This window comes from Kaistia soli DSM 19436, assembly GCF_900129325.1.
Taxonomy (GTDB): Bacteria; Pseudomonadota; Alphaproteobacteria; order Rhizobiales; family Kaistiaceae; genus Kaistia; species Kaistia soli.
This window is the reverse complement of sequence record NZ_FQUP01000003.1, coordinates 159,694-174,273: the sequence shown is the minus strand read 5'-3', so window position 1 is coordinate 174,273 and position 14,580 is coordinate 159,694. Positions and strand designations below refer to the sequence as shown.

General features: G+C 64.8%; 13 protein-coding genes. 10 read left to right on the top strand and 3 right to left on the bottom strand.

Annotated elements, in window-relative coordinates; translation table 11 throughout:
* The first annotated feature begins 73 nt into the window (after positions 1–73).
* The 4 genes from tpiA to BUB39_RS14295 all read left to right on the top strand — a co-directional run bounded on the left by tpiA (position 74) and on the right by BUB39_RS14295 (position 3,960).
* Positions 74–829 (top strand): triose-phosphate isomerase, encoded by a 756-nt coding sequence (gene tpiA / locus BUB39_RS14310; RefSeq protein WP_073054549.1) that lies wholly within the window; start codon positions 74–76, stop codon positions 827–829.
* A 129-nt stretch (positions 830–958) separates the two neighbouring features.
* A complete protein-coding gene (gene secG / locus BUB39_RS14305) occupies positions 959–1,435 on the top strand; it encodes a preprotein translocase subunit SecG (RefSeq protein WP_073054546.1) in 477 nt (158 codons plus the stop codon).
* A 176-nt stretch (positions 1,436–1,611) separates the two neighbouring features.
* The gene (locus BUB39_RS14300) at positions 1,612–3,240 is read left to right on the top strand and encodes a CTP synthase (protein WP_073054544.1); all 1,629 of its coding nucleotides are present in this window, start codon (positions 1,612–1,614) and stop codon (positions 3,238–3,240) included.
* A gap of 9 nt (positions 3,241–3,249) precedes the next feature.
* Positions 3,250–3,960 (top strand): class I SAM-dependent methyltransferase, encoded by a 711-nt coding sequence (locus BUB39_RS14295; RefSeq protein WP_073054542.1) that lies wholly within the window; start codon positions 3,250–3,252, stop codon positions 3,958–3,960.
* Between the two features lie 7 nt (positions 3,961–3,967).
* Here the strand turns inward: BUB39_RS14295 and BUB39_RS14290 are convergent, their stop codons facing one another.
* Complete coding sequence (locus tag BUB39_RS14290; protein WP_175561871.1) at positions 3,968–5,521, bottom strand: putative bifunctional diguanylate cyclase/phosphodiesterase; 1,554 nt, start codon at positions 5,519–5,521, stop codon at positions 3,968–3,970.
* Positions 5,522–5,770: 249 nt separating this feature from the next.
* Positions 5,771–6,337, bottom strand: coding sequence for an elongation factor P (gene efp, locus BUB39_RS14285; protein WP_073055543.1), 567 nt, complete (start codon positions 6,335–6,337; stop codon positions 5,771–5,773).
* 202 nt (positions 6,338–6,539) lie between these two features.
* Here efp and epmA point away from each other — a divergent pair, with 202 nt between their 5' ends.
* The 3 genes from epmA to BUB39_RS14270 all read left to right on the top strand — a co-directional run bounded on the left by epmA (position 6,540) and on the right by BUB39_RS14270 (position 10,293).
* Positions 6,540–7,586 (top strand): EF-P lysine aminoacylase EpmA, encoded by a 1,047-nt coding sequence (gene epmA / locus BUB39_RS14280; protein WP_073054538.1) that lies wholly within the window; start codon positions 6,540–6,542, stop codon positions 7,584–7,586.
* A gap of 14 nt (positions 7,587–7,600) precedes the next feature.
* Positions 7,601–8,671 carry a lysine-2,3-aminomutase-like protein gene (locus BUB39_RS14275; protein WP_073054536.1) on the top strand — a complete coding sequence of 357 codons (1,071 nt, stop codon included), beginning with the start codon at positions 7,601–7,603 and terminating at the stop codon, positions 8,669–8,671.
* An 83-nt stretch (positions 8,672–8,754) separates the two neighbouring features.
* Positions 8,755–10,293, top strand: a complete 1,539-nt coding sequence (locus BUB39_RS14270; protein WP_073054534.1) for an amidohydrolase family protein — start codon at positions 8,755–8,757, stop codon at positions 10,291–10,293.
* Here BUB39_RS14270 and BUB39_RS14265 read toward each other — a convergent pair.
* Positions 10,230–11,165: a protein-methionine-sulfoxide reductase heme-binding subunit MsrQ gene (locus BUB39_RS14265; RefSeq protein ID WP_073054532.1), complete on the bottom strand. Its 936-nt coding sequence runs from the start codon at positions 11,163–11,165 to the stop codon at positions 10,230–10,232. The genes BUB39_RS14270 and BUB39_RS14265 overlap by 64 nt on opposite strands.
* A 181-nt stretch (positions 11,166–11,346) precedes the next feature.
* On the opposite strand from BUB39_RS14265, the gene BUB39_RS14260 reads away from it, so the two are divergent.
* From BUB39_RS14260 to BUB39_RS14250, 3 genes are read left to right on the top strand one after another with little or no spacing between them, the layout of a single operon-like run.
* Entirely contained in the window at positions 11,347–12,654 is a 1,308-nt protein-coding gene (locus tag BUB39_RS14260; RefSeq protein WP_425292917.1) for an efflux RND transporter periplasmic adaptor subunit, read from the top strand.
* Positions 12,651–13,367 (top strand): ABC transporter ATP-binding protein, encoded by a 717-nt coding sequence (locus tag BUB39_RS14255; protein ID WP_073054529.1) that lies wholly within the window; start codon positions 12,651–12,653, stop codon positions 13,365–13,367. The genes BUB39_RS14260 and BUB39_RS14255 overlap by 4 nt, the downstream gene beginning before the upstream one ends.
* Positions 13,367–14,572 carry an ABC transporter permease gene (locus BUB39_RS14250; protein WP_073054527.1) on the top strand — a complete coding sequence of 402 codons (1,206 nt, stop codon included), beginning with the start codon at positions 13,367–13,369 and terminating at the stop codon, positions 14,570–14,572. Before BUB39_RS14255 ends, BUB39_RS14250 begins: the two co-directional genes overlap by 1 nt.
* Positions 14,573–14,580: the final 8 nt, after the last annotated feature.

Here is a 14,580-nt window from a genome sequence, read left to right as displayed (position 1 = left end):
CTCTTGACTCAGGGTAGGCAGGTGCCGGCATACAGCGACACTATGATATTCGCCGGATAATCAGGATCGATCGATGGCCCTCCGTACCCCGCTCGTCGTCGGCAATTGGAAGATGAACGGCCTCAAGGCCTCCGCTGCCGAATTGGGGCGCATGATCGAGGGCTATGGACCGGAGCTGCGCTGGAAGGTGCAGATGGCGGTTTGTCCGCCAGCGACGCTGATCCAGACCTTCTGTGTCGTGGCGCTCGGCTCGCGGATCTGGATCGGCGCGCAGGATTGTAACGCGCAGCAGAGCGGCGCCTTCACGGGCGACATCTCGGCCGAAATGATTGCCGATTGCGGCGGCGGACTCGTTATCGTCGGCCATTCCGAGCGGCGGACCATCTATGCTGAGACCGATGCCGAGGCGCGCGCCAAGGCGGAGGCCGCGCGTCGCGCCGGGCTCGTCGCCGTTTTGTGCATCGGCGAGACCGAGGCGGAAAGGTTGGACGGAAGGGCGATCGCCGTGATCGACAGCCAACTGTCCGGATCGGTCCCTGACGGCGCGACGGGCTCCAACCTCGTGCTTGCCTATGAGCCGGTCTGGGCGATTGGCTCGGGCCGCACGCCGACCACTGCCGAGATCGCCGAGGTCCACGGCCATATCCGCAAGTGGCTCGACCGCCGCTTCGGCAAGGAGGGTGAGCGCATCCGCATCCTTTATGGCGGCTCGGTCAAGCCCGCGAATGCGGTCGAAATCCTTGCCATCGACAATGTCGACGGCGCGCTCGTCGGCGGCGCCAGCCTCAAGGCGGCGGACTTTCTCGCCATTGCAGCGACCTATGCATGAGGCCACGCGGCAGCCGCCCCTTGGTACCAGGCCCGGCGAATCCCATATCCGGGTAGCCGGGCACTGGCATCGTCCCGGTCGATCGTGTACAAGGCGCCGGATTTCAGAAGCTTCCTACCAGAGTCATCGATGCAGACAGTCATCATCGTGATCCACCTCATGGTGGTCGTCGCGCTCGTCGCCGTGGTCTTGCTGCAGCGCTCCGAAGGCGGAGCGCTGGGCATCGGCGGCGGAGGCGGCTTCATGAGTGCCCGCGGCCAGGCCAATGTGCTGACGCGGACAACGGCCATTCTCGCCGGCGTCTTCTTCCTGACGTCGATCGCGCTGACGCTGCTGACGCGCTATGGCGACCGGCCGGCCTCGATCCTCGACCGGATCCAGAGCCAGTCGGCTCCGGCGACGACCCCGGCCAGCGGTCAGGGTGGCATTCTCGACCAGCTTCCGGCGCGCAAGGACGGCACGTCCGCTGCGCCTGCGGCGGGCGGAGCGACCACCGCACCGGCAACCGGCACGACGCCTGCTCCTGCGACGGGAACGACCGCGCCTGCCACGACGGCACCGGCTCCGGCTGCGCCGGCAACGCCTTCGGTGCCCAGCACCAACTAGCTGCGGGCCGAGCGTTAGAATTCAGAGGCGTCGCCGCCCCTTCGCGGCGACGTTTCGTTTGGGGCGTCCTTTTTTGCCCCGTTTGATCATTCATGGTGTTTTCGGCCACCGCGTTCGGCGGCTGCAACACCTTTTGTCGAAGCGAATCGTTGGATCGGAGGCTAAGGTAAGAGCCCATGGCGCGGTACGTATTCATCACCGGCGGCGTGGTTTCCTCCCTGGGCAAAGGCATCGCCTCTGCGGCGCTCGGCGCCATGCTCCAGGCGCGGGGCTACAAGGTCCGCCTGAGGAAGCTTGATCCCTATCTCAATGTCGATCCGGGCACGATGAGCCCGTATCAGCATGGCGAAGTCTTCGTAACCGACGACGGAGCCGAGACGGATCTCGATCTCGGCCATTACGAGCGCTTCACCGGACGTCCGGCTTCGAAGGCGGACTCGGTCACCACCGGCAAGATCTATCAGGAGATCATCGCCAAGGAGCGGCGCGGCGACTATCTCGGCGGCACGGTGCAGGTCATTCCGCACGTCACCGACGCGATCAAGACCTTCGTGCTCTCGGGCAACGAGGACGTCGACTTCGTACTCTGCGAGATCGGCGGCACCGTCGGCGACATCGAGGCGATGCCCTTCCTCGAAGCGATCCGCCAGATCGGCAACGACCTGCCGCGCGATCACGTCGTCTATATCCACCTGACGCTGCTGCCCTATATCCCGAGCGCGGGCGAGCTGAAGACGAAGCCGACGCAGCATTCGGTCAAGGAGCTGCGTTCGATCGGCATCCAGCCCGACATCCTGCTCTGCCGCAGCGATCGCCCGATCCCCAAGGAAGAGCGGCGCAAGCTGTCGCTGTTCTGCAATGTACGCGAATCGGCGGTCATTCAGGCGCTCGACGTCGCCCATATCTACGACGTTCCGACGGCCTATCACGCTGAGGGTCTCGACGATGAGGTTCTCGCTGCTTTCGGAATCAACGGGTCGCCCGCGCCCGATCTCGGCAAGTGGAAAGCGCTGACCAGCAAGCTTCGCAACCCGGAAGGCGAAGTGACGATCGCCGTGGTCGGCAAATATACCGGCCTCAAGGACGCTTATAAGTCGCTGATCGAAGCGTTGCAGCATGGCGGTATCGCCAACACCGTGAAGGTCAATATCGACTGGATCGAGAGCGAGATCTTCGAAAAGGAAGATCCGGCGCCCTATCTCGAGCGCGTGAACGGCATCCTGGTCCCCGGCGGCTTCGGCGAGCGCGGATCGGAAGGCAAGATCAACGCGGCCGGCTTTGCCCGTCGCCGCAAGGTGCCGTATTTCGGCATCTGCTTCGGCATGCAGATGGCCGTCATCGAGGCGGCTCGCAGCCTGGCGGGTATCGAGCACGCGAGTTCGAGCGAATTCGGCCCGACCGAGGAGCCCGTCGTCGGTCTGATGACGGAATGGCTGAAGGGCAACATGCTCGAGAAGCGTCACGCCAAGGGCGATCTCGGTGGCACGATGCGTCTCGGCGCCTATGAGGCGACGCTGGAGCCTGGCTCGCGCATTGCCGGCATCTATGGCGCCACGGACATCTCCGAGCGCCATCGCCACCGCTACGAGGTCAATATCGAATACAAGGATCGCCTCGAGGCCTGCGGCATGCATTTCGCCGGCATGTCGCCTGACGGAATCCTGCCGGAGACGGTCGAGTTCCTCGATCATCCCTGGTTCATCGGCGTCCAGTATCATCCCGAGCTGAAGTCGCGGCCGCTGGCACCGCATCCGCTGTTCGCGTCCTTTGTCGCGGCGGCGATCGAGCAGTCTCGTCTCGTCTGAGTCTCTGCAATGACGGATGGCTGGGACGAATCGGCTGCGGCCTGGATCGACGGCCTCGGTGAGGACGGCGACTGGGCACGCCGTTACGTCCTCGACGCACCGATGCTGGCGCGTATCGCGGGGCGAGGCTTTGCGACGGCGATCGATATCGGCTGCGGCGAAGGCCGATTCTGCCGGATGATGCAGGCGGCGGGCCTCCGGACATGCGGCATTGACCCGACCGCAGCCCTGATCGAAGAAGCCCGAAAGCGCGACCCGGCTGGCGACTATCGGCTCGGACGAGCCGAGTCGCTGGATGCCGGGGAGGGGAGCTTCGACCTGGCAGTCAGCTACCTCTCGCTCATCGATATACCCGGGCTCGACGCTGCGATCGCCGCAGTTCACCGCGTGTTGCGTCCGGGCGGGACCTTTCTGATCGCCAACCTGCAGAGCTTCAATACGGCGGGTCCGCCGACCGGCTGGACCCGCGAAGCCGACGGATCTCGGCGCTTCTACATCGATCACTATCTGGACGAAAGACCGCAATGGATCGCCTGGCAGGGCGTTCGGATCGTCAACTGGCACCGCCCGCTCGGCGTCTACATGCAGTCGCTGTTGAGCGCCGGCTTTCATCTCCGGCATTTCGCCGAGCCTGAACCGGTGGGCGCCGATGACGAGCGGACGGCGCGCTACAGGCGGGCGCCTTATTTTCTCATGATGGAATGGCAGAAGGCCGCCTAGGGGGCGATCAGTTCGCCAGCTTCGGCACATAGGCACTGCCGCCGAGGCTGATGTCGGCGAGCCAGGCCGAAGTCGCGGCCGAGGAGAGGGGCTTGCCGAACAGGAAGCCCTGGCCGATATCGCAGCCGACGTCGCGCAGGATTTCCGCGACATCGGGAATCTCGATGCCTTCGGCTGTTGTCTCCATGTCGAGCGAATGCGCAAGCTGGACGATGGCGCGGACGATCTTCCAATTCTCGATATTCTGCCGCGCGCCCTCCAGGAACAGGCGGTCGATCTTCAGCCGGTCGATCGGCAGGTCGTTGAGGTGGCGAAGGCTCGAATACCCGGTGCCAAAATCATCGAGCGCAACACCGACGCCGACTTCCCGCAGCGAGCTGAGCATGAGCTTGGCCGAAGCGACTTCATCGACAAGCGCGTTCTCCGTGATCTCGATCTCCAGCCGGCTTGGATCAACGCCGGCGCTGCCGAGAATCGAGAGAATGCGAGCGGCAAGCTGCGGCTCGGCAAACTGCGTCGGCGACAGGTTGACCGAAAAGGACAGCTCTTTCGGCCAGGCCTTAGCGTCAGCACAGGCGGCAGCGAGAATGCGGTAGAAGAGGTCACCGACGCGGCCGAGTTCTTCGGCAAGCGGGATGAAGGATGAAGGCTGAATGAGGCCGTAGCGGGGATGGTCCCAGCGCGCCAAGACCTCAAAACCTGTGAGCCGCCCATCGTCGAGTGCAATCAATGGCTGATAGAACGGGACGATCTCGCCAGCCGATATTGCGCGGCGGAGATCGGTCTCGAGCGACGAGCGGCGGCGCAGCGCTTCGCCCATGCTCTCCTCGAAGTAGAAAAAGGTGCCCCGCCCGCCCTGTTTCGCCTCGCCGAGAGCGATATTGGCGGCTCGAAGGAGTTCCTCGGCATCAGCGTCGTTGAGTTCGGACGTCGCTATCCCGATCGTCGCGCCGATCGAAAGGACCCCCTGCGGCACCCATACGGGCGCTGCTAGGCTTTCGATCAGGCGCCGCGCAACGCGCCGAGCGAGGTCATCGATCCTGTCATTCTCGATCAGAAGGGCGAATTCGTCACCGCCAAGCCGCGCGATGCTCGTGCCGACCGTCTGGAATGACCCGAGACGGCGAGCCACTTCCACCAGCACCATGTCGCCGACCCCATGGCCGTGGACATGATTGACGTTCCTGAAGCGATCGAGATCGATGGTCAGCAGCGCAAAGGGCGATCCGCCCGTGCGATGACGGTGAATGGCGCGGCCAAGCTCGTCGATGAACGCGGTCCGGTTCAGGATGCGTGTCAGCGGATCGATCTGCGACAGGAGGCCAAGCTGACGCTCGCGGCCAAGAGCCTCGTCGAGACGGGACGCGAGCCGGCTGAAACGCTGCAGCACGAGGAGGGCGAGGGCGGTTCCCGCAAAGACCGCAGTGGCTGCGACCACTTCACCATGCGATTCGAGGAATACTGTTGCGCCGGGCAGAATGCGCAGGCTGGAGAGCAGCAGATAGACGCAGCCCGTCAAAATGAGCACGACCGAGAGCTCGATGGCGGACCGCCACGTCACGCGCAATCACTCCCTGTCCGCGGGGCTTGCTGCGTCTCAACCGGCGTCATGCTGGAATCACCCCTCCTGTCGATTGGTGAAGGCAATTGGAGAGGGCATTATGCTTAATGCGCGCTTAACGTCAGTACACCACTTTGCGGTACGCGATGAAAGGCCACCGCCGGCGTCCTGAGGCTGGGGGCCGGCCGAAACGAAAAGCCCCGCGCAAGGGCGCGGGGCGGATCGGCTCATTACGAAGCTCGGCGGAACTCAGTCCTTGGCGCGCTCGACATAGGAGCCGTCGTCAGTCAGCACGACGATGCGCGTGCCGGGCCCGATATGCGGGGGAACCATCGAACGGACACCGTTCGAAAGAATGGCCGGCTTGAACGAGGAGGACGCGGTCTGGCCCTTGGTCGTCGGCTCGGTCTCAACCACTTCGAGCGTCATGCGCTGCGGCAACACGATACCCACGGCCTGGTCCTCGAAGATGGACAGGCGGACCACCATGCCTTCTTGAAGATAGGGGGCGGCGTCGCCGACGACATCCTTCGAGACAATCAGCTGCTCGTAGTTCTCGGTGTTCATGAACGTGAAGCCTTCGCCATCGGCGAAGAGGTAGGAGAAATCGCGGTCTTCGACAAAGGCGCGCTCGACCTGCTCGGTCGTCTTGTAGCGGTTGGAGATTTTCACGCCGTCCGAAAGGCGGCGCATGTCGATCTGTGTGGTCGGCGTGCCCTTGCCGGGATGGAAGCTCTCGGCCACGAGCACGGCGTAGAGCTTGCCTTCAACCTCGAGGATATTGCCCTTGCGGATCTGGCTGGCGATAACTTTCACGGCAATGCGGTCCTTGGTGCGGGCGCCATCCGATGGGAGCGCCTCGTTTTGTAGCGCGCCCGGAAAAGGCGCGAGAATGGCGCGCACCATACCGATTCTGAGCCTGCATGCCAGTCCAAACTGCAAGGAAGGGCGCGGTGGCCCTTGCCTCGCGGCACGCCAGCAGGCAGTGATCCCGCCTGTCGTTTCGCGAGCCACAACCATGAACCCCGCCGCTTCGCCCTGGTGGACGCCCCAAGTCCATGCCGACCGCCGCCCATTCCTGCAGGTGCGCGGACGCATCAAGGCCGCCCTTGCCGCGTGGTTTGCGAGCGCCGATTTCATCGAGGTCGAATGCGCGATCCTGCAGCATTCGCCCGGCAACGAGACCCATCTGCACGCTTTCGCCACCGAACGCATCGATCCCGACGGCACGCGGCAACCGCTCTATCTGCACACCTCGCCGGAATTTGCCGCCAAGAAGCTGCTCGCCGCGGGCGAGGAGCGCATTTTCACGCTCGGACCAGTCTTCCGCAATCGAGAGAGCGGGCCGCGCCATGCCAACGAGTTCGCCATGCTCGAATGGTATCGGGCGCAAGAATCGTATGAGACTCTGATGCTGGATTGCGCGGCGTTGCTGGCGACCGCCGCCGATGCCGCCGGTATCCGCCGCTTCACGCATCGCGGCGTCGACGCCGACGCCTTCGTCGAGCCCGAGCGCATGACGGTCGCGGAAGCCTTCGACCGTCATGCCGGCATCGATCTCCTGGCGACCGTCGCCAATGACGGCACGGTCGATCGCGACGGGCTTGCGGCTGCGGCGACCGAACAAGGCATGCGCGTCGCCGACGACGATAGCTGGAGCGATGTGTTCAGCCGCGTCATCTCTGAAAAAATCGAGCCGCGCCTTGGAATCGGCCAGCCGACGATCCTTTATGAATATCCGATCGCCGAGGCAGCGCTCGCCCGCCGCTCGGCGCGCGATCCGCGCGTTGCCGAACGCTTCGAGCTCTATGCCTGCGGTGTCGAACTCGCCAATGGCTTCGGCGAGCTCACAGATCCTCACGAGCAGCGCCGCCGCTTCATCGCTGCCATGGATGCCAAGGAGGCGCTCTTCGGTGAGCGCTACCCGATCGACGAGGATTTCCTCGCCGCGCTCGCGATCATGCCGGAGGCATCAGGCATCGCGCTTGGCTTCGATCGACTGGTGATGCTGGCGACCGGCGCGCCGCGGCTCGACCTCGTTGTCTGGACACCGGCGACGCGATGACGGAAAAGCACGCGATGTCCGATCTCTCCGTCATCCCGCTCGAACCCCGGCCGACACTGCGCAGCCCCGCGGCGCTGGCTGAAGCAGGGCTCGTTGCACCGGAAGACATTGCGGCACTGGATGCCGTCGCAGCGCGCTATGCGGTGGCCGTGACGCCTGAGATGGCTGCGCTCATCAACCCGGATGACGCCGCCGATCCGATCGCGGCGCAGTTCCTGCCGCAGGGGGCAGAGCTCCGCTCCACGCCGGACGAGCTCACGGATCCGATCGGCGACGATGCGCACAGCCCGTTGCCGGGCCTTGTGCATCGCTATCCCGACCGCGTGCTGCTGAAGCTGGTTCATGCCTGCGCCGTCTATTGCCGCTTCTGCTTCCGCCGCGAGACGGTGGGGCCGGGAGGGCCGACGCTGCTCGGCGACGAAGCCTTCGAAGCTGCCCTGGCCTATGTCGCCGCGCGTCCTGCCATCTGGGAGGTGATCTTCACGGGCGGCGACCCGCTGGTCGCGGCGCCCCGGCGTCTCGGCGCGCTGCTCGCCCGCTTCCGGCCAGTCGAACATGTCCGTGTGCTGCGCTTCCACACGCGCGTGCCGATCGTCGCGCCGGAGCGGATCGACACCGCCTTGGTCAAGGCGCTCTCGGGCACCGGCAAGGCAGTCTATATCGCCATCCACGCCAACCACCCGCGCGAGTTCACGCCGGCCGCGCGCACGGCGCTGGCTCGCCTCGCCGATGCGGGCATCGGCATGGTCAGTCAGAGCGTCTTGTTGAAGGGCGTCAACGACGATCCCGACACGATGGCGGCGCTCATGCGATGCTTCGTCGAAGCGCGGGTGAAGCCTTATTACCTCCACCATGCCGACCTTGCGCCGGGCACGTCGCATTTCCGAACATCGATCGCCGAAGGGCAGGCGTTGATGCGGGCGCTGCGCGGACGCCTCTCCGGCCTTGCACAACCGACCTATGTCCTCGACATCCCTGGCGGCTACGGCAAGGTGCCGATCGGTCCTGATTATGTCGATGAGGCCGGTACCGTGACCGACCCGAATGGCGGCGTGCACCCCTATCCCTTCGGCGCCGAAATCTAGGCGTGTCGACCCTTCCCTAGCCTTACACAGCCGCGCCGATCCTGTTCTAATGCCGTGACACCAGGTCAAAGCGCAGGGGCGACATGACGAGCTTCACCATCATCCGCGGCGGACGCCTTCTCGACGCAGCAGCCCGGCAGGCGCCGCTGCGCGACATTCTGATCAAGGACGGCGCGATCCTGGAAATCGGCGCGCCCGGCCTTGCGGCCCCCGATGATGCTGAGCTCGTCGATGCGAGCCGCCACCTGCTGCATCCCGGCCTCATCAACAGCCACACCCACGGCTCGGGGGCGCTGACACGCGGCTTCCGTGACCGCTGGAACCTCGAAATGCTCTTGATGGCGGCGCCGGTTCGCTTCGGCAACCAGAGCGCCGAGATCAAATATCTGAATACTTATCTCGGCGCCGTCGAGATGGCGATGAAGGGCTGCACCGTCGCCTACGATCTGACCTTCGGCGTGCCCGTGGCGACGACGGAAGAGCTGATCGCCATGGGCCAAGCCTATCGCGACGCCGGCATCCGCGCCGTCATGGCGCCGATGCTCAGCGATATCAGCTTCTATCGCGCGATCCCCGGCCTCATCGACAGCCTCTCGCCCGAATTGGCCGCCCTGGCGACGCGCGGGGATGATGATGCGACCAACCAGATTCTCGCGCTTATGGGCGAGGCGCTCGCCGCCTGGCCGCATAACCGCGACCACGTCAAGCTCGGCGTCGCCCCGACGATCCCGACGCATTGCTCCAGCGCGCTCATGCAGGGCTGCGACCGCCTTGTCCGCGAGCATGGCACGGTGATGCAGAGCCATGTCGGCGAATCCAAGATCCAGGTGCTGGCCGCGCGCGAATTCTATGGCAAGTCGATGGTTGCCCATATCGACGAGCTCGGACTGATCGGCCCGCATTTCTCGGTCGCGCATGGCGTCTGGCTCGATGACGACGATATGCGGCGGCTCGCCGACAAGGGCGCGTCGGTTTCGCACAACGCCGGCAGCAATATGCGGCTCGGCGCCGGTATCGCGGATTCGCGCCGCATGCTGGAACTCGGAATCAATCTCGGCATCGGCACCGACGGCGCAACATCGTCCGACAATCAGAACATGTATGAAGCGATGCGGGCGGCGCAGCAGGTCTCCTGCGTCCGCCAGCCGGACCACCGTCTGTGGCTTTCGGCGCCGGAGGTCGTAGCCGCCGCGACGACAGGCGGCGCGCAGCTTACCGGCTTCGATCACGTCGGAGCCATCGCCCCGGGCAAGAGGGCGGATATCGTCTTCCTGACGCTCGATCATCCGAACTGGATGCCGATCAACGATCCGGCCAACCAACTCGTTCTGACCGAGGATGCAACAGCCGTTCGCCACGTCATGGTCGACGGACGCTTCATCGTCCGCGACGGCCGCCATCTTGCCTCCGACATGACCGCCCTGGCCGACAGGGCTGAAGCGGCGCGCGACCAGATCGCCGCGATGAACGAGGGTGACATGGCGATCGCGGACCGCCTCGAGGAGGCCGTGACGTCCTTCTGCCGCAGCCTCGCGGCCAAGCCCTACAGCGTCGAGCGCTACGCGGCCTTTCCTTGTCGCTGCGCCGGCGAGGGTGAGGGCTTCGCCGCTACACTCGCCTGAGCGCGGCGGCCGCGCGGCCTGCGTGCTTCGAGCAGGCCGCGACCATAGGCAACTGCAATCACGACGATCGCGATGCCAAGCACGATCCAGGCCGGCCGGATGCCGCTCTTCCAAGCGAAATTGGTCGGCAGGATGCGTGTGAACGGCACTCCGATCTTGAGATAGTAGTAGAGGGCCTCGCCAAGAGCCGTTCCGATCACGACGACCGCCGCAAGGCCGATCGTTACGGCGAGCGAGCCGGCACGCTGCTCGCCGATCCTTGCCGCCAAGAGGCGCCATGCGCCGAGCCAGATTGCGAGTGCTGCGATCACGATTGGCTCCGTGACGCCGAGCTTCGACTGCAGGAAGAAGTGCACCGCCGCCAACGCGGTGATCGGATAGATCAGCTTATGCAGCGCCCGCCATTGGAGGCCGCCCATGCGCCGCATCATCCCGTTCGTCGAGGTGGCTGCGAGCGGTATCAGCATGATCAGCGCCGCAAAGCCGATCGTCAGATAGGGCCGGGCGAAGATCTCCGATACGACCTTTGGGACGTCGAAGGTGAGATCGCCGGCATAGGCGACGAGATGGATCGCCGCATAGGCGAAGACGGCAACGCCCAGCATCCGCCGCAAAAAGACGAGTTCCGGCCAGCGCCAGATGAAGCGCAGCGGCGTGACAGCCAGCGTTAGGAGTAGGAATCGCACCGCCCAGAGGCCTGCCTGGTGATTGATCTCGATCATGGCGCGGGGACCGAGTGTGCCGCTGATTGCACGGACGGTCAGCCACAGTCCGGGCAGCAGAATGCCGGCGAAAACCAAGGCCTTCAGTGAAGAGAATTCACCACGGCGGTCGAGCCAGGGCAGGGAAAAGGACGCCTCGCGTGCGCTCATCGATCGAACCTCGCTTGTCATGCAGCGTTTCTACGCGAGCAAGCCGGCAGAAGTGACGTTGATGTCGATCAGTCTTCCGTGAGCGACGCAACAATCAGCAATATCATGACCTGAATTGATACAACTCATCATTTGACCGGCAACCAACCTCCCAAATAAGGGAAAGGCCCGCGAAGGATCCATGATGAAGCAGATGCTCGACGAAACCAGCGCAGGTGGAGGACGGTCCGAACCGACGTCCGCCGCAAGCCCGGCCGACGGACCGCGCCTTGCCGACATCATCGGACCGGCAGCCCGTCCCCATCGCTGGCGCCGATGGGGCATCGCGGCCGTCGCGGTGCTCGCTTTGCTGGCCGCTTATCTGCTCTGGCCGCTCCTCGTCGGCAGCGGCGATGGCATGACCTACACGACTGCACCGGCGACGCGCGGGGGGCTGACCGTGACCGTCACGGCGACCGGCTCCGTGCAGCCGACGGAGAAGGTCGATGTCTCGAGCGAACTCTCCGGCCGCATCAAGTCGGTGAATGTCGACTATAACAGTCCCGTCAAGACTGGCGATGTCCTCGCAGAGCTCGCCACCGACAATCTCGAGGCGGCACTTGCGAGTGGGCGCGCCAAGCTTGCTTCAGCAAAGGCGAATGTCGCCAAGGCGCGCACCACCATTACCTCGACCGAAAGCACGCTTCAGAGCAAGAAGGTCTTGGTCGGCCGCAATGTGTCCTCCTCGCAGGAACTGGTCGAGGCACAGGCCAACTATGACTCGGCGGTCGCAAGCGAAGCGGCCGCCAAGGCCGATGTCGATGTGGCCGCAGCTGATCTTTCCCTCGCCGAGAGCAACCTTTCCAAGGCGGTCATCCGCTCGCCGATCGACGGGGTCGTGCTGACGCGAAGCGTAGATCCCGGCGCAACGGTCGCCGCCTCGCTTTCGGCGCCGACGCTTTTCGTCATAGCCGGAGATCTTCGCCAGATGGAGCTACAGGTCGATGTCGATGAGGCCGATGTTGGAGAGACTGCCGTCGGCCAGAAGGCGACGTTCAGCGTCGACGCTTATCCAGACCAGAGCTTTCCGGCTGCGATCAAGGACATCCGTTTCGTTTCCGAGACGACCAACAATGTCGTGACCTATAAGGCGCTCCTTACCGTCGACAACACGAAACTGCTCCTGCGCCCGGGCATGACCGCCACGGCGGACATCGTCGTCAACGAGGTCAAGGACGCGATCCTGATCCCGAATGCGGCTCTGCGCTACGTGCCCCCGGCCACGGCCAGCAAGCCGCTGATGTTCGGCCTCTTCCGCCCGCCCAATATGGGGGCCATCACTTCGGCCGAGCCGACCGGACATGAGCGGCGTGTCTATGTGCTGCGCGACGGTGTGCCGGTGCCCGTGTCGATCGAGATCGGAGCAACCGACGGCGTCCACACGGTGGTGAAGAGCGGCGACGTCAAGCAAGGCGACAGCCTCATCGTCGACGCGACGGCCCGGAAATGACGACGCCAGAGATCGCCTTCAAACACGTCAGCAAGCGCTATGGCAGCGGCGAGACGGAGGTGCGCGCGCTGGCCGATGTCGACCTGTCGATTGATCGGGGGGCCTTCGTCGCGATCATGGGCCCGTCCGGGTCGGGCAAGTCGACGGCGATGAACATTGTCGGTTGCCTCGACCGGCCGAGCGACGGTGAGTATTTCTTCGAGGGCATCGCCACGTCGACGCTGTCGCGTACGCAGCTGACACTTCTGCGGCGGCATAAGCTCGGTTTCGTCTTCCAGGGCTTCAACCTGTTGCCGCGCACCTCGGCGGTGGAAAATGTCGAGCTGCCGCTGGTCTATCGCGGCCTGGAGGCTGGCGATCGGCGGCAACGCGCGTTGGCGGCGCTGGCTCGTGTCGGCCTTGAGGGGAGGGCCGGGCACACGCCGTCCGAGCTTTCGGGCGGCCAGCAGCAACGCGTCGCGATCGCGCGCGCCATCGTGACCGATCCGGCCGTCCTGCTCGCCGACGAGCCGACGGGCAATCTCGATACGCGGACCAGCCTCGAGATCATGCAACTGATGACGACGCTGAACCGCGTCCAGGGCATCACCGTGATCATGGTGACGCATGAGCCGGACATTGCCGCCTTCGCGGACCGCATCATCCGCTTCGTTGATGGTCGCATCGAGTCGGATCGCCTCAAATCGGACGGCGCGCTGGAGACAATGGCCTGATGCTCGCCGAATCGCTCAAGCTGGCCCTCCGCACCATTCGCCGGAACCCGATGCGCTCGTTTCTCACGGTGCTCGGCATCGTGATTGGCGTCGCGGCTGTCATCGCGCTCGTGACGATCGGCAACGGCACCACGGCGCGGGTTACCGCCGACATTGCCAAGCTCGGCAGCAATATGCTGTTCGTGCGCCCCGGCCAGTTCGGACCCGGCCGTGCCAGCACGACGGCGAAGTCGTTCAATGATCGCGATGTCGCGGCGATCCGCGACCAGGTCAACGGCCTGCGCGCCGTCGCGCCGATGGCTCAATCGTCGGCAACAGTGATCTTCGGCGGCGAGAGTCGCTCGACAGGTGTGGTCGGGACTACCTCCGGCTACCTGTCGGCGCTCGACTGGTCCTTGTCCTCGGGACGCGCCTTCCTGGAAACGGAGGAGCGCGGAGGTCGCGCCGCCTGCATCATAGGCGAGACCGTGCGCACCAAGCTGTTCGGCGCCACCGATCCGCTTGGACGCGCGCTCCGCGTCGGCAATGTGTCCTGCGAGGTCATCGGCACCCTCGCCAAGAAGGGCCAGTCCGGCATGGGCACCGATCAGGACGATACCGTCCTGATGCCGCTGCGCACCGTCCAGCGGAGGATTACCGGCTCGAGCGATATCGGGACGATCCTGGTTTCGGCACAGGACGGCGTGGCGACCAGCAAGGTGCAGGGCGACATCGAGCGGCTGATGCGCGAGCGCCGCGGCATCGTCGCCAGCAAGACCGACGACTTCTCGGTCAACGACATGACGCAGATGCTCGAAACCATGGCAGGGACGACTCAGCTCTTGACCGGCCTTCTCGGCGCGGTCGCTGCCGTCAGCCTCCTCGTCGGCGGCATCGGCATCATGAACATCATGCTGGTCTCGGTTACCGAGCGCACGCGCGAGATCGGCATTCGGCTCGCGATCGGTGCACTGGAAAGCCAGGTGTTGGCGCAATTCCTGGTCGAGTCCGTGGTGCTGTCGCTGTTTGGTGGCGCGGTCGGCATTCTTCTCGGCTTGGCGCTCGCCTATGGCGCGACGACGGCGCTCAGCGTGCCGTTCGTCGTCAGTCCATCGATCGTCGTGATCGCATTCGCCTTCTCGGCGCTGATCGGCGTCATCTTTGGCTATGTGCCGGCCCGCCGCGCCGCGCATCTCGATCCGATCGAGGCGCTGCGGCACGAGTGAGCGAGGAT

Coding starts and splice junctions, on each gene's coding strand:
- tpiA (WP_073054549.1), top strand. CDS start 74: ATGGCCCTCCGTACCCCGCTCGTCGTCGGCAATTGGAAGATGAACGGC.
- secG (WP_073054546.1), top strand. CDS start 959: ATGCAGACAGTCATCATCGTGATCCACCTCATGGTGGTCGTCGCGCTC.
- BUB39_RS14300 (WP_073054544.1), top strand. CDS start 1,612: ATGGCGCGGTACGTATTCATCACCGGCGGCGTGGTTTCCTCCCTGGGC.
- BUB39_RS14295 (WP_073054542.1), top strand. CDS start 3,250: ATGACGGATGGCTGGGACGAATCGGCTGCGGCCTGGATCGACGGCCTC.
- epmA (WP_073054538.1), top strand. CDS start 6,540: ATGAACCCCGCCGCTTCGCCCTGGTGGACGCCCCAAGTCCATGCCGAC.
- BUB39_RS14275 (WP_073054536.1), top strand. CDS start 7,601: ATGTCCGATCTCTCCGTCATCCCGCTCGAACCCCGGCCGACACTGCGC.
- BUB39_RS14270 (WP_073054534.1), top strand. CDS start 8,755: ATGACGAGCTTCACCATCATCCGCGGCGGACGCCTTCTCGACGCAGCA.
- BUB39_RS14265 (WP_073054532.1), bottom strand. CDS start 11,165: ATGAGCGCACGCGAGGCGTCCTTTTCCCTGCCCTGGCTCGACCGCCGT.
- BUB39_RS14260 (WP_425292917.1), top strand. CDS start 11,347: ATGATGAAGCAGATGCTCGACGAAACCAGCGCAGGTGGAGGACGGTCC.
- BUB39_RS14255 (WP_073054529.1), top strand. CDS start 12,651: ATGACGACGCCAGAGATCGCCTTCAAACACGTCAGCAAGCGCTATGGC.
- BUB39_RS14250 (WP_073054527.1), top strand. CDS start 13,367: ATGCTCGCCGAATCGCTCAAGCTGGCCCTCCGCACCATTCGCCGGAAC.